At 34.6% G+C, this 21,483-nt stretch carries 24 protein-coding genes and 1 pseudogene; 19 read left to right on the forward strand and 6 right to left on the reverse strand.

Features of this window, described 5'->3' with window-relative positions:
- The first annotated feature begins 168 nt into the window (after window positions 1–168).
- From BN863_RS08110 to BN863_RS08140, 7 genes are all read left to right on the forward strand, one after another.
- Window positions 169–942, forward strand: a complete 774-nt coding sequence (locus BN863_RS08110) for a hypothetical protein (protein WP_038529445.1) — start codon at window positions 169–171, stop codon at window positions 940–942.
- A 360-nt stretch (window positions 943–1,302) separates the two neighbouring features.
- A complete protein-coding gene (locus tag BN863_RS08115) occupies window positions 1,303–1,725 on the forward strand; it encodes a hypothetical protein (protein WP_038529448.1) in 423 nt (140 codons plus the stop codon).
- Between the two features lie 24 nt (window positions 1,726–1,749).
- Window positions 1,750–2,247, forward strand: coding sequence for a DUF6653 family protein (locus BN863_RS08120; RefSeq protein ID WP_084817493.1), 498 nt, complete (start codon window positions 1,750–1,752; stop codon window positions 2,245–2,247).
- Between the two features lie 99 nt (window positions 2,248–2,346).
- Window positions 2,347–2,718, forward strand: coding sequence for a hypothetical protein (locus tag BN863_RS08125; RefSeq protein ID WP_038529449.1), 372 nt, complete (start codon window positions 2,347–2,349; stop codon window positions 2,716–2,718).
- 43 nt (window positions 2,719–2,761) lie between these two features.
- Window positions 2,762–3,412: a hypothetical protein gene (locus tag BN863_RS08130; RefSeq protein ID WP_148304584.1), complete on the forward strand. Its 651-nt coding sequence runs from the start codon at window positions 2,762–2,764 to the stop codon at window positions 3,410–3,412.
- Between the two features lie 21 nt (window positions 3,413–3,433).
- Complete coding sequence (locus tag BN863_RS08135) at window positions 3,434–3,943, forward strand: hypothetical protein (protein WP_038529453.1); 510 nt, start codon at window positions 3,434–3,436, stop codon at window positions 3,941–3,943.
- Between the two features lie 50 nt (window positions 3,944–3,993).
- A complete protein-coding gene (locus BN863_RS08140) occupies window positions 3,994–4,377 on the forward strand; it encodes a VOC family protein (RefSeq protein WP_038529455.1) in 384 nt (127 codons plus the stop codon).
- 65 nt (window positions 4,378–4,442) lie between these two features.
- Here BN863_RS08140 and BN863_RS08145 read toward each other — a convergent pair whose 3' ends face one another.
- Window positions 4,443–4,892, reverse strand: coding sequence for a TlpA family protein disulfide reductase (locus tag BN863_RS08145; RefSeq protein ID WP_038529457.1), 450 nt, complete (start codon window positions 4,890–4,892; stop codon window positions 4,443–4,445).
- Window positions 4,893–4,919: 27 nt separating this feature from the next.
- Entirely contained in the window at window positions 4,920–5,264 is a 345-nt protein-coding gene (locus BN863_RS08150) for a winged helix-turn-helix transcriptional regulator (protein ID WP_084817494.1), read from the reverse strand.
- Between the two features lie 211 nt (window positions 5,265–5,475).
- Between BN863_RS08150 and BN863_RS08155 the strand changes: the two genes are divergently transcribed.
- The 3 genes from BN863_RS08155 to BN863_RS08165 all read left to right on the forward strand — a co-directional run bounded on the left by BN863_RS08155 (window position 5,476) and on the right by BN863_RS08165 (window position 7,699).
- A complete protein-coding gene (locus tag BN863_RS08155) occupies window positions 5,476–6,135 on the forward strand; it encodes an oxygen-insensitive NAD(P)H-dependent nitroreductase NfsB (RefSeq protein WP_038529459.1) in 660 nt (219 codons plus the stop codon).
- Window positions 6,136–6,300: 165 nt separating this feature from the next.
- The gene (locus tag BN863_RS08160; protein WP_038529461.1) at window positions 6,301–6,735 is read left to right on the forward strand and encodes an Ohr family peroxiredoxin; all 435 of its coding nucleotides are present in this window, start codon (window positions 6,301–6,303) and stop codon (window positions 6,733–6,735) included.
- A gap of 364 nt (window positions 6,736–7,099) precedes the next feature.
- A complete protein-coding gene (locus BN863_RS08165) occupies window positions 7,100–7,699 on the forward strand; it encodes a DUF6642 family protein (protein WP_038529463.1) in 600 nt (199 codons plus the stop codon).
- Between the two features lie 492 nt (window positions 7,700–8,191).
- Here BN863_RS08165 and BN863_RS08170 read toward each other — a convergent pair whose 3' ends face one another.
- Window positions 8,192–8,956 carry a TIGR03915 family putative DNA repair protein gene (locus BN863_RS08170; protein WP_038529465.1) on the reverse strand — a complete coding sequence of 255 codons (765 nt, stop codon included), beginning with the start codon at window positions 8,954–8,956 and terminating at the stop codon, window positions 8,192–8,194.
- 9 nt (window positions 8,957–8,965) lie between these two features.
- Window positions 8,966–10,228 carry a putative DNA modification/repair radical SAM protein gene (locus BN863_RS08175; protein WP_038529467.1) on the reverse strand — a complete coding sequence of 421 codons (1,263 nt, stop codon included), beginning with the start codon at window positions 10,226–10,228 and terminating at the stop codon, window positions 8,966–8,968.
- A gap of 160 nt (window positions 10,229–10,388) precedes the next feature.
- Here BN863_RS08175 and BN863_RS18765 point away from each other — a divergent pair.
- From BN863_RS18765 to BN863_RS08190, 3 genes and pseudogenes are all read left to right on the forward strand, one after another.
- A pseudogene (locus tag BN863_RS18765) lies at window positions 10,389–10,565 on the forward strand (helix-turn-helix transcriptional regulator); the annotation flags it as partial.
- Complete coding sequence (gene lexA, locus BN863_RS18770; protein WP_262486729.1) at window positions 10,539–10,988, forward strand: transcriptional repressor LexA; 450 nt, start codon at window positions 10,539–10,541, stop codon at window positions 10,986–10,988. The pseudogene BN863_RS18765 and the gene lexA, both read left to right, overlap by 27 nt.
- Before the next feature lie 36 nt (window positions 10,989–11,024).
- On the forward strand, window positions 11,025–12,152 hold the full coding sequence (locus BN863_RS08190; RefSeq protein WP_038529469.1) for a glycerate kinase: 1,128 nt from the start codon (window positions 11,025–11,027) through the stop codon (window positions 12,150–12,152).
- A gap of 643 nt (window positions 12,153–12,795) precedes the next feature.
- On the opposite strand, the gene BN863_RS17995 is transcribed toward BN863_RS08190, so the two are convergent.
- Window positions 12,796–13,434 (reverse strand): DUF6266 family protein, encoded by a 639-nt coding sequence (locus BN863_RS17995; protein ID WP_051774624.1) that lies wholly within the window; start codon window positions 13,432–13,434, stop codon window positions 12,796–12,798.
- A gap of 368 nt (window positions 13,435–13,802) precedes the next feature.
- Here BN863_RS17995 and BN863_RS08200 point away from each other — a divergent pair, with 368 nt between their 5' ends.
- Both BN863_RS08200 and BN863_RS08205 read left to right on the forward strand, forming a co-directional pair.
- Window positions 13,803–15,047 carry an SIR2 family protein gene (locus BN863_RS08200; protein WP_038529471.1) on the forward strand — a complete coding sequence of 415 codons (1,245 nt, stop codon included), beginning with the start codon at window positions 13,803–13,805 and terminating at the stop codon, window positions 15,045–15,047.
- Complete coding sequence (locus tag BN863_RS08205) at window positions 15,040–16,866, forward strand: ATP-binding protein (RefSeq protein ID WP_038529473.1); 1,827 nt, start codon at window positions 15,040–15,042, stop codon at window positions 16,864–16,866. Before BN863_RS08200 ends, BN863_RS08205 begins: the two co-directional genes overlap by 8 nt.
- Window positions 16,867–17,283: 417 nt before the next feature.
- On the opposite strand, the gene BN863_RS08210 is transcribed toward BN863_RS08205, so the two are convergent.
- Window positions 17,284–18,288: a sugar kinase gene (locus tag BN863_RS08210; RefSeq protein ID WP_038529475.1), complete on the reverse strand. Its 1,005-nt coding sequence runs from the start codon at window positions 18,286–18,288 to the stop codon at window positions 17,284–17,286.
- 156 nt (window positions 18,289–18,444) lie between these two features.
- On the opposite strand from BN863_RS08210, the gene BN863_RS08215 reads away from it, so the two are divergent.
- The 4 genes from BN863_RS08215 (at window position 18,445) to BN863_RS08230 (ending at window position 21,449) form a co-directional block, all read left to right on the forward strand.
- Complete coding sequence (locus tag BN863_RS08215; RefSeq protein WP_038529477.1) at window positions 18,445–19,023, forward strand: TetR/AcrR family transcriptional regulator; 579 nt, start codon at window positions 18,445–18,447, stop codon at window positions 19,021–19,023.
- A gap of 19 nt (window positions 19,024–19,042) precedes the next feature.
- Window positions 19,043–19,675, forward strand: a complete 633-nt coding sequence (locus BN863_RS08220) for an NAD(P)H-dependent oxidoreductase (RefSeq protein WP_038533357.1) — start codon at window positions 19,043–19,045, stop codon at window positions 19,673–19,675.
- Window positions 19,676–19,685: 10 nt separating this feature from the next.
- Window positions 19,686–20,684 carry an NADP-dependent oxidoreductase gene (locus BN863_RS08225; RefSeq protein WP_038529479.1) on the forward strand — a complete coding sequence of 333 codons (999 nt, stop codon included), beginning with the start codon at window positions 19,686–19,688 and terminating at the stop codon, window positions 20,682–20,684.
- 114 nt (window positions 20,685–20,798) lie between these two features.
- Window positions 20,799–21,449, forward strand: a complete 651-nt coding sequence (locus BN863_RS08230) for a peroxiredoxin-like family protein (protein ID WP_038529481.1) — start codon at window positions 20,799–20,801, stop codon at window positions 21,447–21,449.
- Window positions 21,450–21,483 lie beyond the last annotated feature (34 nt).

The raw sequence follows: 21,483 nt of genomic DNA on the forward strand, positions 1-21,483 counted from the left end.
TTTCCTATTCTTATTGACCGCTTAAGATTTTTCGATTCTAAAACTAATAAATCATCTTCTTTAACTTCTAGATTTCTTGAAAACGACAGAAAACTGAACCAAATAGAAGGTTTAAGTGACGCTTTCGAATTTTTGCAGAGTCAGAGGTACTACACTAGATTGCCTAAAATGTTAATTCCAATTGAGTTTGATACTTTCGAATTGTCCTGGTATTCCGTTCCCGAAGAAAAATTTTATAGAGATACCTTTTCTATCGATCAGAAAAAATTAAAAGTAGATGAAAATTATGATAAACAATTAACAATAAGTGACCTACTAGTTAATATATTACCCAATGGCCATGTAGAGTTATTAAAGAACGAATATACCAATTATAGCCATTTAAATTCCTATTATGATGTTGCATTTAATGATGTAAAAGGTCAGAGTATAGATTCTATTTTCAAACAATACTCTCAGATTCCATCAGAAAACATCGATTACAAAAATCTAAATCGTGATTTTAAAATATTAACTAATGGCACAGTTGATAAATTAACTCCAGAAGAGATATTGGCTTTTAAAAATCTACATACCTATGGTATTCAGGTTGAATTACAACAAAAAGAACAAGGATTTAGTATGTCTCAAGACATTAAAGTCATCGATTTTTATTTGAATCAATACACAAGGTCTTCTGATTTTTTAAGAAAAGAAAGCACAAAACCCTTACCGAGTCTCATCCAAATTAAAATTTTAAAGGATAGAGAATTTAAAGACCGGATAGAAGTTATGTTCGATAAAAAGGAATTACAGAATCAGTTTAATATGTTTACAGCCACACCTAAAGCAGATGTGCATTTTAACATTATTATTAATGTAGACGACTTACAAAAAAGTATCGTAGAATTACAATCTAAAAACGAAACTATGACTTTAAACAACTGGTATATTGCAGACTGATAGTATTCTACTGCATTTAGTTTTCTAAGAAGAATAGTTTCTTTTAAAAAGAATATATATCCTATATTTTAGTGTATTAGCACGTCTTTAATTGTTGGTAAACATTAAAACAGTCGTATTAAAAATAAAGTGAAGTTTTTTTGTTTTAAATAATTTGATGTTAAGCATATGCGACATAAATCTTATATTTGGAAGTATGTAGTGTTGTATTGCTAATTATGGGATGCGTTAAGCCTAAACAATCATAATCGAACATCTTGCACGTTTGTGACATAATAATTAAATACTTGATTATTTCTCATCATCTTAACGCAACCAAACTATAAAAAAGGCATCTACTTTATAAAACATAAACAATATATGAAACAATACATTTTACTTTTAATGTTTATGGGCTTATTATGTTCTTGTAATCAAAATGATGATGCAACTCAATCAGAAACTAAACTTATTGGGAATTGGAACCTTATACAAATGACGGGTAGCATTCCAGACTCTGAAACTACAGGTGCAGAAATGGACTGGCAAGAAATCTATCAATTACGAGCAGACGGTACCTTTTTAAAATCAAGAGACAGAGCGGGAGTGATTATCGAAATTACAGGAACGTATAATTTAATTGACAATTCGATACTAGAATTTACGTTCGATGGCGCAAGTGAACTTATTGGGTCTTGTACGTCGCACACCAAAGAAACAATGACTCTTCAATCGGACACTATTTTTTTAAGTACTTGGAGCGCTTGTGATGGCCCTGGTCTTACATATAAAAAATTAGATTAAAACAGACTTTTAACACCCTAAACAATGTCATCTATAAGTTTTGAAAAAAAGATAGCAGAAGCGTTTAACCTTAAGGACGAGCGTTGGTTAAAACATGCCAATCCGTGGTCTATATGGACCAGGTTTGCAACTTTACCCTTTTTGGTTGTAGCCATTTGGTCTCGAGCGTGGATAGGTTGGTTTTGTCTTATTCCAATAGCAATTCTCATCATATGGTTATTTGTTAACCCGACTTTATTTAAAGCACCCAAACATCTTAATCACTGGGGGTCAAAGGCAGTTTTAGGCGAAAAATTATGGTCAGAACGCAAGACTAATCCCGTTCCCAAACACCACTATACACCAATTCATATTTTAACCATTCTACAAACTCTAGGTAGTATACTTTTAGTTATTGGCTTATGGAACTTTCACCTGTATTTAACCATTTTAGGAGCATCAATAGTCTATATGGCTAAAATGTGGTTTTTAGACCGCATGGTTTGGGTCTTCGAAAACATGAAAAACCAACACATAGAATAACACAACATGCTACGGTTTATTTGCTAACTTACACACTTAATTAGGCAACTCAATAGCATATAATAAAGTTGTACTCTGCTTAAAAATGGTTTCATATTTATGAATGATACAACTGTAAGTATATTACTGTGTACGATTTTTATTTGTCAATTAGCATCGCTAACCATTGGTTATAAAACAAAAACACTAACCGCATCTATAGCGTATGTAAACGCCATTTTTGCTATTGGTGTACTTGGTTTTGGTAGTGTTGATTTGTTATGTGGAAATCCTCAGCTATTTGAATTACTAACGGTAGTTATACTAGCAATAGAAGTCGTAATTTTAAGTTGTGCGCTCTATGTTATTCTAAGATTTAAGAATACAATCTATGTAAAAGTAATAAACACTTTGGGGTTTTGTTTTCATATATTAGCGACACTAGGTATGCTTATTTTTATGTTTACATTTAATTTAAATCGCCTTTTTTAAAACAACGTACTCCATAATGAAGCGTATCGAAATACAACTATTGATGATAATATGCATAATAATTCAAGTGTCTGCATATGCCCAATCTAAACAGGATATGACAGCCCATTCCATTACAATTCCTCTAAAAAGTGGCACAAATCCAAGTTTTCAATTCGAAACATTACATGTAGAATCTGCGAACGTTGTTATTCAGGCGGACCCCACACAACACGTTTTACCAAACATTCAGCTAGAATTAAATAGCATAGCAAACAACACGACCTATTCAACTTTTCTTTGGCATCATACAGACGCTGAAGGTTACCAAAGCATAAACTATCCTAAAGCATTTCAGAATTACATATTTAAACTAACCTTCACTACTAAAGACGATATTGCTTTGGTTGTTAAAAAAATAGACTTCGAAATGCCGTTTTATATAGAGCTTGGTCGTACTGCAAGTATTGAAAACTTAAACATGACGTTTGTACATTGCATAGGCGAGTGGTCGGAAGATATTCATGGTAATCAGCACAGTGCATTTAACACCTATAACATTTCGCTATCTGAAGAGCATGAACAACATAATATTTCTTTTACGTCTCTAGATTGTGCAGATAAAAAAAAACTGTTACTAACTTGGAAACAGTATACCTTTATAATATTAGAAGATTCAGATAAAGCTTTAAAATTACAAGTTTCTAAAATATAAAGAGAAAAACAACACGCATTCATGAAGAAAATACTACTAGGTTTTGTTACGTTATTACTACTAGGCGTTGGCTTAGTAGTCTTAATTTTCTTTGTGCTTTCGCTACCTAAAACTCGTGATGTTTCTAATGAACCTCCCTTTTCTAATATTGTACAAAAAGACCTCATTACTAAAAAGCAGCTTTTAATAGTGAATGATGAAAGCATTAAACAAGATAAAGATTACACATATCACCTAGAAGACGGTAGCAGTTATGGCATGGATTCAGGACTAGAAGTTGTTGCTACATTTCCTGTGGAAACAGCGGTAACTATAGATAAGGTAGAACTCTATACCAATAGAGTGAGTGGCACCACTACGCCTTATCTTTTTGGTAAAATTTACAGTAAAGAGCTTCAAGCCTATTACACATTTCAATATGCTTGGGGCGATTATCATATAATATATGAGGACACACCTTATTGGTCCTTTCCATTAGCGTTTTGGCAAGACGAGCCTTTATCTGAAACGTATATTATAGACGTACCATAATGTGTATTTTACTATTAAAATGTGAAAATGAATGTACTAGAATGTAGACTATGAATTTAAATCAAATTACTATTCCATCGTTAAACCTGGAAAAATCTATTCCGTTTTATGAAACTTTAGGACTAAAGTTAATTGTAAAAGCGTTACCCGATTACGCAAGGTTCGAATGTCCCGATGGGAATACGACATTTTCTATTCACCGTACCGAAACGCTACCCGAAGGCCCCGGTATTTCTGTCTACTTTGAGTGTAAAAACCTTGATGAACATGTAGCGAACCTTAAAAGCAAAGGCATTAAAATAGACCAAGACCCTACAGACCAAAGTTGGCTCTGGCGAGAAGCGCGGTTAAAAGATGTAGACGGAAATCAACTGATTTTATTTTACGGTGGCGATAACAGACTGAATCCACCTTGGCGCCTTACATCGAAATAAAAATATTTCAGCTTAAGAACGATGGACGTCATATGGTTATCTATTTAGATTACCTCGAGCGTTTTTTAGTTGGTATCATCGCCATGTACAAGACTTTCTAACGCATAATGCAATCTATTCTGCGCATTATCTTGAGAGCCGAAAATAGAGCGAAACAATTCACCTTGTTCGGAAATAAGTAACCATTGTGGTGTGCCTTCAGCATTAAATTGGTCGAAGACTTTATGGTGCTGGTCTATATAAATAGGAAACGGCACTTCGCCACTTGTAAACACGGCTTTAATAGTGTCTTTGTTGCCTTCTCTATTTTTAAAATCCGCATGTATCCCAATCACTTGAATAGAAGGGAAGGTCTGCTGAAATTCGTATGCCAACGGAATAGCACGACCCGTGCAACCCAGACAATCGTTATTATAGATAATTATAAGCAAGATTTTATTTCTATAAGCCGAGATTAAATCTACCGGCTCTCTGTCTAAATCTATAACAGGAATGTGTTGTATTAGAGTATTCATAGTATAAGTGTGTGTAATTTCAAGATTTTACTTGACCATTAAGTGTTTGTTATCCACGACAGAAACGCCCCAATCGGCTATAGATTGAATAACCGGAATTAAGGTTTTACCAAAATCGGTTAACGAATATTCTACTTTTAAAGGCGGTTTAGTAGTGTACACTTTTCGCTTAATAACACCATCTTCTTCTAAAGTTTTAAGTTGTAAACTCAAGGTACGCTCGGTGACTGTTGGCATCTCTTTGCGTAATTCGTTATATCTAAGCGGACCTTTAATTAAATGGAATAGTATAACTGTTTTCCATTTTCCACCAATAACGCCCATAGTTAAACTGGCGCAACACGGGTAGTCTTTACCTTTAAATGTATACATCGTTTTCTTTTTTATTCTGCAAAGGTATAACACTATATAAAAGCAAACAACTATATTTTTTATAGTAAAAATATTTCACAACAAAACACTGTTAATCAGTAAATTGAGTTTTTATATTTATACTATCATTTTCGACCGTTATTGTGAGATTTAAATGCTATACATACTTTTGTCACTATAAAAATGATAGTATTATTTAACACCTATAAAAATGAATTTACAAGACACACTAAACTGGAGATACACCACTAAAGCATTTGACACTACTAAGACCATTTCTGAAGCGGATATGGCACAAGTAAAACATGTACTTAGAATGAGCCCTTCTAGTGTAAACCTTCAACCTTGGCATTTTATAATTGCTGAAACTGCAGAAGGGAAAGCACGTATGGCAAAAGGAACACAAGGATTCTTTCAATTTAATGAACCTAAAGTTACAAATGCCTCTGCTGTGGTTTTGTTTTGCGTAAAAACAGATGCCGATGATGCATACTTTCAGCATATAGCAGATACAGAAGACCAAGATGGACGCTTCCCGAATGATGATATAAAAAACGGATTCTTAGGTGCGGTGAAAGCATTTGCTGGCATTCATAAATACGATTTAAAAGACCTTCAGCATTGGATGGAAAAGCAAGTGTATTTAAATATTGGTAACTTTTTATTGGGAGTTGCAAGTTTAGGAATCGATGCTACACCTATGGAAGGGATAGATGTAAAAGCATTGGATGAAGAATTCGGATTAAGAGAAAAAGGATATACTGCCTTAGTTGCTGTGTCTATAGGATATAGAGATGCATCCGATTTCAATGTAACCGATAAAACACCGAAGTCTAGATTATCAGAAGCTGAAATCTTTACAGAAATATAAGTATTGAAACCTATTATATAATCTATCACGTTTTATAGCTTAAAAATTAAAACCCTTAGAAGATCCATCCGATTTCAAGTAATTTAATAGAATTTTATGATATTTCTCTTAATTAAAAATGAATATGGTGTTATATTTAATCTTTAAATTTAAAAAACGGAAACAATGAAAACATTATATGAAGCAACTACGGTTGCAACAGGAGGAAGAGCAGGACATGTAAAATCTGATCACAGTCCAGTAGATTTTAACTTGTCAGTTCCAGAATCTATGGGCGGTAGTGGTGGAGCAGGAGCTAATCCTGAACAATTATTCGGTGCTGCTTATGCCGCATGTTTTGGAGGTGCTCTTCAAGCTGTAGCCAAAAGTGAAGGTATTGAAATTGACGAAGAGGCTCTAAGTGTTACGGCTATTATCGGGTTCTGTAAAGACAAAGAAGGATTTTTCCTTGAAGCTACTTTAGATTCTTATATCCCTGGAGTTGATTTAGAAACCGGAGAAGACTTAATTGAAAAAGCTCATGAAATGTGTCCGTTTAGTAAAGCCACTCGCGATAATATTACAGTGACTCTAAATTTATTGATAGACGAAGACGAATAAACTTAAGTACAGTTAAAGATTTAAAAAGCTTACCATTTGGTAGGCTTTTTTTTGTGTTATACATCTGCTGATTTAATGATTTAAGACGTGTTAATAATGATGTTTTGTTCTCGGTATTACTTCGACTGCGCTCAATACAAGCTGCTCGAACACCATGAAGAACCAATACGTTATTTATACAATCTTCGAGCGGAGTTGAGAAGGAAATGTTAGAACGTGACGTAACTAGTACACGAAGTTTGTCGAGAAGTATACAACAGCGTCGTCTCTAGTTCAATACCTAAATTTATCTAAAAAACTCTTCAAAGATTAAAAGCGTTGTTTTAATTTTGCAGCACATATACCTCGCATAAATTCAAAAATCTTGTTAGAAAAACAATCCCCAAATCCACATCATCAATTAATAGATTCAGAGTATTTTATTTACTGCTTAGAAGGCGTAGATGATATAGATACCGACACAGGTACTAAGGCGCGAGAAAGCTTGGAACATTTGGTTCAGAAATTTGGTATTGCCAGTATCTATAAAACATGCGATACTATAGAAGGGTTAGAGGAGAGCCTAAATACTTTGGTTCTGGATGATCATCATTTTAATGATTATGAAATCATTTACCTGGTGATGTCTGGAGCAGCCAACACAATTTGTTTAAATGACTACCATTATAGTTTACAAGAGATAGCCGAACTTTTTGAAGGCCGTTTACAAGGCAAGATTTTACACTTTTCAAATGCGAAAATTCTAGATTTAGACGAAGAAGAAGCGCAATACTTTATAGATATAACAGGTGCCAAAGGGCTTTCTGGCTATGGTAATGCTTATAATGGCATAGATAGCTTAAACCTGGATCAAGCGTTTTTTAATTTATTTAATGAAGACGATAATATGTTTGATGTTGTAGAAGAATTACATCAAAAACATTATGCCGCTTGTAAGTTACTTGATTTCAGATTGTATTATTAATCCCATGTCTTGTTCCAAGGATGTTCGAGCGGAGTCGAGAACAGTGATTTAATTATATTGTCTTATATCTTTTAAAATTATAGATCTTTCCACTTTAGTGAATTTTAGTTTGTTAAGACAACACAAGCTTCTCGACTTCGCTCGAAGACCGTTTTAAATCTTGTTTTGTTTTCTATAGTGTTCGAGCAGCTTGTACTGAGCGCAGTCGAAGTAGAGTCGAGAACAGTGATTTAATTATATTGTCTTATATCTTTTAATATAATGGATGCCTATAATTTAATGTGTCCTAGAGTTTTAAAATAATACATACTTCTCGTCATACTTCGTTTGCTAGCTTCGTAAGCATCCTACTATGCTTTCTCACTAATGCTCGAAAACCGTTTAAAACATATTTCGTTATCCAAGGTGTTCGAGCGGAGTCGAGAACAAGAATTATGATATAATACTTTACTTCTATTAATATAATGGATGTCAATCGAAAAATGTAAATACTTACTGTTTTTCACTTAAATATTTCCAATAGCGCTTCGGCACATGTTGAATATGGAGTTTCATGTTTTTCCGAGATGCAATGTTGGTGCTTTTAAAATAGTCGTTCCACAATTGCTGAAACTCCAATTCGATGTCAGCGAATAGATCCGAGGAGGTTTTAGACGGATCGAAATCCGCATCAAACTCCAACGTAATTATATCTACTTGTTCTAAGTTGTAATAAATACCGTACTTCCGTTTTAAATCGTAAATCAGCCATTTTTGGTCGGCATAACGTTTTTTAAAATGATTTTTGATGAGTGGTAACACATTAAAATCGGGTTCAATATTCGCAAAATAAATCCCATCTTTGGTCAGTTTAAATCTCACAAACGCTTCCATTCTATGTTTTTCTCGTCCGACGTTTTTGGTAAGTTTTGAGACTTCTAAAATATGCGCGTTCGTAAAATCTGATGCCACGTTGGTAGTAGATGCAAATACGTATATCATGGCTTGAAATAAAGTGTCTTCCACCGTGGATTTTTCACTTAAAAAGGCATAATAAAAACGACGCAACTCGTTCGCACTCATTTTCTTTTTTAAACCATGCCACACCCGATTTGCTTTTTCTTGGTCGGTAATCACTGTTTCAGAACTACCAAATAAAGGGTGCTGAAATCGTGTTGCAGTAACTATAGTCACTGTTTTTAATTTCATCTCGAACGCGGTAAATACCGCTGTTAAGAAGCCATCGAACGAGCTATCGTATATTAGAGAGGTTTCCATACTAAGCGACTATCCAAAAAGATTTAATTGGTTACTAAGCATGCTGGTATATTTACTCTTGGTGTTTTGTAAGATTAAACCTTTAATTTTTTCAGCAGTTAAATCACGCGTTTCAAATTGGTTTGAGGCACAAATCAAGAAATATTGCGCCCGATTTAAAGACACGCCAATGGCTTTTAAATGGTCCCAATTGAGCTGTCTGTAACGTCTTGCATGTAATATTTTAAATACCGATTTCATTCCCAATCCCGGAATTCTTGCCAACATGCGTTTATCGGCTTTATTCACATCTACCGGAAATTCGTGTAAATTGCGTAATGCCCAACCCAGTTTCGGATCGATATCTAAATCTAAATGCTGATGCTGTTCATTAAGAATTTCCTCAATATTAAATCCATAAAAGCGCAACAACCAATCGGTCTGATACAGTCTGTTTTCGCGTAACATAGGCACAGGTGTTCCAATTTGCGGTAGACGTGTATCGTAACTAATAGGCACATAACCGGAATAGTACACCCGTTTTAAATTAAAGTTTTTATAAAAGTAATTGGAGGTGTACATGATTTGCATGTCGTTTTCGCCACTTGCACCCACAATCATTTGCGTACTTTGCCCAGCAGGCGCATATTTAGGCGTATTTTTAATCAGTTTCTTTTCGCTTTTATATTGAATGATTTCATTTTTAACCTTTTCCATAGGTTTAATAAAATCCGCTCTGTTTTTATCTGGAGCCAGAAGTTTTAAGCCCTGTTCTGTCGGAATTTCAATATTCACACTCAGGCGATCGGCATACAAACCCGCTTCCCGCATAAGCTCGTCACTGGCTCCGGGAATAGATTTTAAATGAATATAGCCATTAAAGTTTTCTTCTAATCGCAATTTTTTGGCCACAGACACTAAGCGTTCCATGGTATAATCGGCGCTTTTAAAAATCCCTGAACTCAGAAAAAGGCCTTCAATATAATTTCGTCTATAAAAGTTTATAGTTAAATCCACGACCTCTTGCACCTGAAAAGCCGCCCGTTTAATATCGTTGCTTTTTCGGGTGACACAATAGGCACAATCGAAAATACAATGGTTGGTAAGTAGTATTTTTAACAAGGACACACAACGACCATCTTCGGTATACGTATGGCAAATCCCCGAATTAGAAGCATTTCCTAAGCCCTTATTGGTATTGGTTCTGTTGCTACCACTAGAGGAGCAAGACACATCGTATTTGGCAGCATCTGCAAGGATATTTAGCTTTTCTTGTACACGTTCAAAAGACATACTTAAGTGTTTAAGTTTAAGGCGCAAAGCTACAACTTAATCTTATAAAAAAGGCGTTGTATATTAAAATAATCGCATTATAGTAACAATAAGTATCTCATAATATGATATACTATTGTGTAATTATGTATATTTGTATCTGGAAATCAACCCATTGATTATGAATCGTATTAAGGAGGTATTAGAAGATAAAGGCATCAAGCAAACCTGGTTGGCCGAAAAGCTAAATAAGAGTTATAATATGGTGAATGCTTACGTGCAAAATAGGAGGCAACCCAGCTTAGAATTATTGTACGAGATTGCTAATATTCTGCACGTTGAGGCCAGAGATTTATTAGATGTAAACAAAGCAGTATTTCCCAACACGGTTGAAAGTGATACCGTAAACATTCCCTTAATCGGAGCGGTAGCCTGCGGATTGCCTGTATTTGCCGAAGAACATATTGAAGCGCAAATCCCTATAGCAACACAATTGGTTAAAACTCCATCTGATTACTTTCTATTAAGAGCAACAGGAGATTCTATGAATACGAAAGGCATTGATAGTGGCGACTTACTACTCATTAAACGCCAACAGACTGCCGAAACTGGAGATTTGGTTCTCGCCCTAATAGACGACGAAGCCACGGTAAAGGAATTCAGACATAACGGAAGCACGGTGGTGTTAAAACCACATTCCACGAATTTGAAGCATCAGCCCATTATTTTAACCACCGATTTTAAAGTTCAGGGTGTTGTGGCGCATGTGATAAAGATGTAAGTTATCTTTATAGTGTCTCTTTTTTTAATACACGTTATGAAAATTGTTTTAGCACCAGATAAATTTAAGGGCTCGCTTACCGGATTCGAATTTTGCCATGGTGTAGCATCCATTTTAGAATCCATAGAACAGGTCGAAGTCATTAAGGCGCCTTTAGCCGATGGTGGTGACGGGACTATAGATGTGGTGAATTATTATTTAAATGGTGAAATCATATGTGTTGAAGTCAGTAACCCTATAGGAAACCCCATTTCAGCCCATTACCTGTATGCCGAATCCTCTAAAACCGCTTATATTGAAATGGCCGAAGCCTCTGGTTTAAAGTGTTTAGCCACAGAAGAACAGCGTTGCATGGAGACCACCACTTTTGGAACCGGTCAGCTTATACTTCATGCTATAGACCAAGGTGCACAACATATTATTTTAGGGATTGGAGGCAGTGCGACAAACGACAGCGGTATCGGAATGGCTACAGCTTTAGGGTATCGGTTCTTAGACCAACATAAGCACGAGCTTAAACCCATTGGTAAATCCCTAACGGATATAACAACTATAGACGATACTTTAGTCGATTCCAGATTAAAACACATCTCCTTTAAAATCGCTTGCGATGTTACCAATCCGTTATACGGACCCGATGGCGCTGCCTATGTATATGCTAAGCAAAAAGGGGCAAGCACTGCTGATATACGGCATCTCGACCAAGGACTGCAACGGTTTTCCACGGTATTAAATCGGCACTTTATTTTGAATGTACAAAATATAAAAGGTGCGGGCGCGGCTGGCGGACTAGGCGCAGGAGCAGTCGCTTTTTTAAAGGGAACATTAGTACCCGGGATTCAACTGATTAAAGACATCGCTCAGTTTGATACGCTAATACAAGATGCCGATTGGATTATTACGGGTGAAGGACATTTAGATACCCAAACCCTCTCTGGAAAAACATTACAAGGTGTTTTAACATCGGCTAAAAAACAGCATATAAACGTCGCGGCGTTTTTTGGACATATCGATTTGGAACAACATAACTTGCAAGACTTAGGCATTACGTATGCAGATGCGATTACGAATCATGCTGAAGATTTAAATGATGCCATACGGCGTGTAACACACTATGTAGACCTTATGACGAGAGCCTTTGTGAATCAGGTATTACGTAAATAAACTACATAGTATATGCCGGAGCCGATTGATGGTACTTCAGACTATTCAAAAGACCACTTCAGGGTGTTCGAGCATTAGTGAGATAGAATAGTAAGATTCTTTCGAAACTAGCAAACAAAATTTGTCGAGAACTATGATTTCGTTACTGTTTTAAATTCTTAGGTTTATTTAAAATACAAGCTACTAGAAGACCGTTAAAATCATAACACATGTTTCAGGGTGTTCGAGCATTAGTGAGAAAGAATAGTAAGATTCTTTTGAAACTAGCAAACGAAGTTTGTCGAGAACAAGAGTGTTGTTATATCAATTCATTTTCTTTATTGGTATTTATGTCAATGCTTTTACGTTTTAATATAGTGAAGGCTTCTCGACACTACTTCAACAGCACTCAATACAAGCTACTCGAAGACCATTAAAATCATAATTTAAGCTTCAGGGCGTTCGAGCGGAGTCGAGAACAATAATTATGTTATAACGCTTCGTTTTCTTTAATGATTTTCCTTTAAAATAACAAAATTTCTAGTAAAACTTCGTAAGCATCTCACTATACTTCTCGACTCCGCTCGAAGACCAGTTTTATCAAGTCCTGAGTTTTACAGGGAGTTCGAGCGGCCTCGAGAACACCACACACCTCAATCACCCATCACACCACATAATCCCCCAAATACTTACTAGTGGCTGTATTACCAGAGTTCGTATTCCTAAAGGTTGCCCATAGATGTACGCTTTCGCCATGAAAATCCGTTTCAAAATCAAGCACATCCTGTCCGTTTTCGCGTAGGCTTTGCGCCTCAAAATATGCGAAACGATGTAAAGCAGGCGCGTAGGCCACTGCTAAAAAAGCATCGGTTGGGTAAGCTAGTCCTTGGGCGCTGTTATCTTGCCACGTGATAGTCAGTGCATGTGCCGGAGCAGTTTGCACTACTGGCTGTTCTAAGCCGCATAACCCGCCCATACCCACCAGCACCTTATTATAGTCCATGGAAAATCTTGTAGGTGTTTGTTGTACCGCCTCTCTCATATGGTAAGACATGGCCTGATTAAAAGGCGATTTACTGCCCACAGCAACACCAAAGGTTTCGGTAAGTATCCCTTTTATGGGCGTTAAAAACTGAAGTACACATTTAAACTTATCGCGTTGTCGTTGCTGGGCTGGACTAATGGGTTTAGTAGATTTAGTGGGTGCCGACCGCAGTACATTTTTACCCCGCCAATTGCTACCTACTACAGGACCAACTTTTCCTGAAAAGCCACCCAGAATCCCTTGATTTAATGTCGCCATATCTCTGATATTTAATGTGTTACACCATTCTAAGATAAGAAAAAAAACAACTAAATCATCAAGGGAAACAGATTTTAAAGCGGTAAAAGGGTTGATTATCAAGGTGTTTACTCGAATGTGCTTCGGGGATTGTTCGGGAATTCCTCGTAAAATAAGGGGTTTTATGGAGAATCCTCGAAGGAATGTAGGAGAGGAGTAGGAGGAGGTTCCGTTTGGTATTTGTTGACCATATATTATTGCGTTTATTATTTGACAATGAATTACTTGTTAAATTTTAGTATATTTAAATTCTCCCAAACATAAATTAATATACTCTTATGGTGTTTTTTTTAAAGTAGTTACACTTAATAATTTAATATATTTTATTAATGAAATATTTATACCTAAACGGTAAAAAATCTGTTGCTATTCAAATTAAAGATGGAACAGAAAATGAGATTGAAAATGTATTAATAAATGGTTCTATACATGAGTTCAAAGAGGAAGATAATCCCAACAAAATGGATTACGCAATTAAGTCTAAGCGTAATATGTATGAGCAATTTTTAAACAATCAATTTGAAAATTTATCAGTATTAACAGGAGCAGGTTCTTCTGTAGGAATTGGAGAAACAAATCAGGGAAGATTACTATCTCAATTATGGGATGATGTAGAAATTAAAATCACATTACCAATACTAGAAAGGTTTTGCGATTTAGTTGGTTATACCGATCGTAACGAAAAGAAAGATACTCGAATAAAAAATCTCGAGAAACTATTGTCGATAGCTAATATTGCAAAAAATTATAAGGTTGATGCACCAGAGGAAGGCACCGATCCAATTAAAATAGATGAAATTATCAAAACAGTAGAGACAGTTATAAAAATAAATTGCACACTAACTTTACCTGAAAATAGTCCTCATAAGTTTTTTTTAGATAAAATTACAAAAAGGAAAGTAACAGCCCCTAGAATTAAAATTTTTACTTTAAATTATGATACTTTATTTGAACAAGCTGCTAGAAATAGTAATTACACAATTATAGATGGTTTTTCATTTTCTATTCCAAGAAAATTTAGTGGACGAAACTTTGATTATGATATAGTATCAAGAAACTCAAGTAGAGTTAAAGAGGAAGATAATTTTATAAATAAGGTTTTTCATCTATACAAACCACACGGTTCAATTGATTGGGAAAAGAATGGTGATGATATTTATCAAAAAGATAATGTTGAAGCCCCTTTAATGATTTATCCAAAAGACAGCAAGTATGAAAGCTCATATGATCAGCCTTTCTTTGAAATGATGTCACGTTTCCAGCAAAGTTTAAGAAATGACAATGTTTTGCTAATTTGTATTGGATTTAGTTTCAATGATAAGCATATAGTTTCTGCGATAATAGAGGCTTTAGAGCAAAATCCGAGTTTTCAACTTATGGTTGTAAACAAGGGAATTGATGATTGGTCTGAAAGTTTCAAACCCTTTTTTGAGGCTGCTAAAAATTATAATAATATAGCGTTAGTAGATGAAAAGTTTGCTGATTTTGCAGAACACTACCCAGATTTAAAATCTTATAATCATGAGGATACTAAAAAAATTATAATAAATAATAATATATCTCCTAATGTCTAATATAAGTCCGTTTAATCACACTCATTTTATAGGATATATAAATCAAGTTACACCTCAGTTTGTAAAGATTCATTTCCCTTCTTCAGTACTTATGAAATCATTCTCTTTTTATGGAGAGCAATTAAAAGGAGGATTAGTCGGTAACTACGTAGTAATTGAGGGAGAGCAATTTGGTTTTTTAGGGAAAATTCTAGAATTAAATTTACCAGAAAAAGAACGTTTAGAATTAAGTGAAAAATCTTTTAATACTAAAGAGTTTCATCCTACAGGAAAGATTGAAATATTATTATCATTTGAGATATTCAATCCCTCAAAAATCGATAAAGGTTTGAATTCATTACCTGTAATAGGAGCTAAAGTATTTATTTGTTCATCTGAATTTATTAAAAATTATTTTAAAGGTTTTGGAGTTAAAGAAGAGCATAAAAAAGATGCTCCAACAATTGATTTTGGTTATTTAACCTATGATAAATCTACTACGGTAGAGCTTTCACAACAAGCACTATTTGGAAGGCATTGTGCGATAGTTGGAACTACTGGAGGTGGAAAAAGTTATACTATAAGTAAATTAATAGAAGGAGTTGTAAATAATCAAACAAAAACAATAATAATAGATTCTACGGGTGAGTATAGCAAGTTTGATAAAGAGAGTTTTTCTGAGAAGTCATCCAAATTATCTATAGATTCATTTTTCCATTATACTAATTTGGCTATAAGTGATTTGTTTGTTTTGTTAAGGCCTTCTGGACAGGTTCAATCACCTAAATTATTGGAAGCTATTAAATCATTAAAAATTCTTCGGATTTTAAAAACACACGTTGATAATGATTTTATTATTGAAGTAGATAGAAATACTTATTCAATAAAAATAGATGGTCAATTAAGAGAACATATAATAATAAAGGATGATACTATTTTTAAGTCTATGCAATTAATGAGACCTTTTAATAGAGTTTATAATCAGTTTATAGATGAAATAGAAAGTATTAAATCAGATTTTGATATAAAATCTTTGTCAAATCAAATTGTTAATGAATGTATTTATGATGTTGATTTTGACGACAAAAAGAAATGGGGAAGACGCAATGACAACCATCTAAACAATTGTGTTAGCCTTATTTTAAGAATAAATAATCTTGTCCATAATTCTAAATTCGAGTCATTATTTGGTTTTAATAAGCAAAAAAATGATAAAGGAGAATTAATAGAAACAATAAATAATTTTATAAATACAGACAAAAATTTATTAAGAATTAATTTTGAATTTGTTGGTTTTGATTTTCAAGCTAGAGAAATTTTATCAAATGCAATAGGCAAGTATTTATTAGAAGAAGCTAGATCTATTAGGTTTAAAGATAATCCTTTAATCTTTTTTATAGATGAAGCTCATCAGTTTTTAAATAAAAAGGTTAAAGATGAATATTTTGAATCAACAGACTTAAATTCAATAGATAGTATTGCCAAAGAATGTAGAAAATATGGTTTGTTTTTATGTATAGCAACTCAAATGCCAAGAGACATTCCGAATGGAACATTAAGCCAAATGGGAACATTTATTTCTCATAGATTAATCAATTATCAAGATAAGGAAGCTGTTGCAAATGCTTGTTCAACAGCAAGTAGAGATACTTTAGCTTTTCTACCTGTTTTAGGAGCTGGTGAAGCAATTTTAATGGGAGTAGATTTTCCAATGCCAGTAATTCTAAAAGTTAAAATGCCACTAATAACACCAAATTCAAGTACTCCTTTATTTAAATCTTCAAAAGTTAAATTGAATGTAATAAAACCAGAAGAAGAAGAAAAAGTAAAGATTACCTAAACATTTACTTCACGAAATCTAATATATAATTCAATTTACGAGAATCCCATAAAACAAAATTCCCTATACATTTTACCAAATACGCGATTTATACGCAAGTACAATCTATCGCGTTGTAATCGTTTAAATCATTTCTGGAAATAATGCGCAATTAAGTATGATAGCACGAATGGATTAGGATAATTTTTTGTTCTCGACTCCGCTCGAACACCGTTGTAATCGTATAACCAACTTCAAGAAAGAACCCACAATTAATTTGTACATAATCACTAACGCTATAAAACACTTAGGTGTTGTTATATCTGTAATTATGTCAAATAGCGCGAAATAGCGCCATTCCGTTAATTATTATAATATGTTCTATAATTTATATTATGTAAAATAGAAAATTAAGAGTACGCTCGTACCCTTTTTCTTTTAACGATTTACTCGTCCGCCAGTATTTCCAGATAATAAATGTTCTACATCTTTTACTGTGGCATAATTGATATCGCCAGGAAATGTATGTTTTAATGCACAGGCTGCACTTGCAAATTCCATAGCTTTATAATCGTCGAAGTTTAAAAGTCCGTAAATTAATCCTGCAGCAAATGCATCGCCAGTTCCAATACGGTCTACAATATGTGTAATTTCTATGGCGTTGGTTTCTTTAAATTCTATACCATTCCACATACGGCCTTTAATTTTCTGCCATGAGGCATTTATAGAGATTCTAATCTTATCGAATACCTTTTCAATATTCGGATACTTTTCTATCAGTTCTTTACTGGCTGAAATAAAATCTTCGTTATCGTAACCATAATCTGTTCCTAGTATGCCGTTAATTTCGTCTATACCACCATTAAAGATATTTACGTACTGCATTAAATCTTGAATGGCATCTTTGGCATCTACACCATATTTCCATAATCCGCTTCGGTATGTCGGATCTGAAGACACAGTTATCCCTTTGGCTTTGGCGGCAATTAAACCTGCTTTTAAGGTATCGTACGCGCCTTGCGATAATCCGGGTGTAATTCCCGTCCAATGAAACCAGTTGCATTTATTCAAGGCTTTATCCCAATCAACCATATCTGGAGTCACCCCAGAAAACGCAGAATTAGAACGGTTATAGGCTATGGTACTCGGGCGCATAACCGCACCCACTTCTAGAAAATACATGCCCATTGGGCGGTGTGTTCGATAAATATCGCGGGTATCTACATTGTATTGTCTTAAATAGCCTATGGCGGTTTCGCCTATAAAATCGTCTGAAATACAGGAAATGTGTTTTACTTTATTTCCGAAATTGGCCAAGGAAATTCCGACGTTAATCTCTGTGCCTCCAAAGTAATACTCTAATAAATTGGTTTGCTTCATCTTCTTATTGCCTAATGGTGACAGGCGCATTAAGACTTCGCCAAAGGTTACTATTTTATTCATGTGTGTTGTTTGTTTTAGTTTAATTCCTAAATATATAGTATTGTTTTAAAATTTTAGAGTTGATTTTAAAAATAACGTTAAACTCATCTTAAATATATTCCAAAAAAATGAATGTTTATTCTTTTTTTATACATTTGTACTATAAATATAGAATATATGCCAGTTTTAAAAAAGAGTGAAATTAAACGTGCTGCGCTTGTAAAGGCCACCATTAATTTGGTGAACAATCAAGGGTTCCACGCTGCTCCTATGGCTAAAATTGCTAAAATGGCAAATGTCTCGCCAGCCACTATTTACCTGTATTTCGAAAATAAGCAAGACCTTATTAATCAGGTTTACAAAGAAGTGAAAGCAGAATATATGACGTTTGCTTTCGAGACTTACAAATCGGATTTATCTATCGAAGCAGGTTTTGAATTGGTTTGGAGACGGATGGCCGACTATAAATTAAAGGATATTGAAAAAGGGTTTTTCTTATCGCAATGCGAAAACACACCGATGATTGATGCGGAAAGCAGACTAGAAGGGATTCAGAATTTAAAGCCCCTACTCGACTTATGGGATCGCGGTATTTCAGAGCAAATTATAAAACCAGTATCGCATCACATATTGTATGCTTACAGTATTTACCCTTTAGCCTTTTTATTAAATGCCCACAAACGCGGGGATTTTAAAATTACAAAACAACATTTAGACGATGCGTATCAAGCCGCTTGGTCGAGTATTAAATTATAAAAAACAAAACACTACACCTATGGAATTATTAGATAAATTAAACTGGAGATATGCAACAAAAGCGATGAACGGTACACCGGTATCGCAAGATAAAATCGACCGTATTTTAGAGGCTGCGCGTTTAGCGCCAACGTCTAGCGGGTTGCAACCTTTTGAAATTATTGTAATTACCAATCAAGAAATTAAAGAACAAATTAAGCCTGTGGCTTGGAACCAATCTGTAGTTACCGACTGTTCGCATTTATTAGTTTTTGCAGCATGGGACACTTATACAGCAGAACGTATTAACGAAGTATTCGACTTAACAAACAGTGTACGTGGGTACGAAAACGAAGGGTTTGAAAATTACAGACAAATGTTATTAAATACCTATCCGCAGAAATCTGCTGAAGAGAATTTTACTCATGCTGCCAAACAAGCCTACATTGCTTTTGGATTAGCTATTGCAGCTGCTGCTTACGAGGGTGTAGATGCTACACCTATGGAAGGATTTGATCCAGAAGCTGTAGATACCATTTTAGGCTTAAAAGAAAAAGGATTAGGAAGTGCCATTATACTTCCGCTTGGTTACAGAGACGAAAGTAACGATTGGTTAGCAAACCAAGTTAAAGTAAGAAAAAGTACAGAAAAATTAATAACCGTATTAGACTAAACATAAGATTATGAATCAGACTATATTATTAAAAAGCAGACCAGAAGGAACACCTCAATTATCAAATTTTGAGTTCCAAAAACAAGATGAAACATTACAAATTTCTGAAGGTGAATTGCTTTTAGAAACTAAGTATATCTCTGTCGATCCTTATTTAAGAGGTCGTATGAGTGATGCAAAATCATATGTGCCACCATTTCAACTAAACGAACCTATTTCTTCAGGTGTTGTTGCGAAAGTTATTGCAACTAAAAACGACAACTTTAAAGAAGGTGATTATGTTTCTGGATCTTTAGCATGGAAAACACAACAAGTATCTAGCGGTGAAGGGTTAACAAAAGTAAATGCAGACCTTGCTCCTCTTAGTGCGTATTTAGGGGTGTTAGGCATGACAGGTTTAACCGCATTTTTAGGATTACAAGAAATTGGAAAACCTAAAGCAGGAGAAACCTTATTAGTGTCTGGTGCTGCCGGTGCTGTAGGAAGTGTGGTAGGACAAATTGGAAAAATTCTAGGACTTCGTGTGGTTGGTATTGCCGGAACAGATGAAAAAGGTGACATGTTAAAGAACGATTTCGGTTTTGATGAAGTGATTAATTACAAAACTACCGAAGATATGACGCAGGCTATTAAAACAGCATGTCCAGATGGTGTAGATGTGTATTTTGACAATGTTGGTGGATCAATTTCAGACAGTGCATTGTTTAGTATTAACAGATTTGCGCGATTAATTATTTGTGGTGCAATATCGGTTTACAACAGTACAGAACTTCCAACCGGAGTTAGTGTTCAACCTTTTTTAGTGAAAAACAGTGCATTAATGCAAGGTTTTATTGTTTCTAATTATGCTGAAAAATTCCCTGAAGCGATTAAGCAACTTTCGGAATGGGTTAGTAAAGGCGAATTGAAATATAAAGAAACTATAGTGGAAGGTTTTGAAAATACTCCACAAGCATTCATTGATTTATTCAGCGGAAAGAATAAAGGAAAAATGATTGTAAAAATGTAATACAGATTAGTGTGCTATTAGAGTAAGATACTAAAGTATTTCGACTATTTTACAAGTCTTATAATAATAAAACGCTGAATTGCTTTAGTAAGTAATAGCAACTAAAAGAATATAATGAAAAATTTAAGAGAACAAACTGATGCTAAAATAGCAGAAGGCCGATTAAAAAATCCTGACTTCATGAAAGGCGTAGATGCTGTAATTGAAGAGGCTAAAACTTTTGAACAAGGTGGTAACGCCATTAAAGTTGGAGAGAAAGCACCAAAATTTAAGTTACCAAATGCTAGAGGTAAATCTGTTTCGTTAGACAATTTATTAGAAAACGGTCCTGTAGTAATTTCGTTTTATCGTGGGGATTGGTGTCCGTATTGCAACTTACAAATTAAAGCATTACAAGATATTTTAAGCGACATTCATGACTTGGGAGCCAACCTAGTTGCTATTAGTCCGCAAGTACCAGACGAGAGTTTGTCCATAGATGAGATTAGTAAAATGGATTTTGGCGTATTGTCTGATCAAGATGCTAAAGTTGCTTTTCAATACGGTGTAGCTTGGGAAGTCCCTGAATTTTTAGCAGAACATATGCGTGAAGATCGCGGATTAGATTTAGAACAAATCAATAACGGTAATGCAACAATGTTACCTATTCCAGCGACGTTTGTTTTAAACCGTGAAGGTGTTGTAAAATGGAGCTTTGTCGATGTAGACTATAGAAAACGTTCTGAACCAAGTGATATTATTAAAGCGTTAAAGAGTTTATTTTAAAGACTGAGTTGTGTGATACAACAGGCCTAAACCA

The sequence above is a fragment of the Formosa agariphila KMM 3901 genome (assembly GCF_000723205.1).
Taxonomy (GTDB): Bacteria; Bacteroidota; Bacteroidia; order Flavobacteriales; family Flavobacteriaceae; genus Formosa; species Formosa agariphila.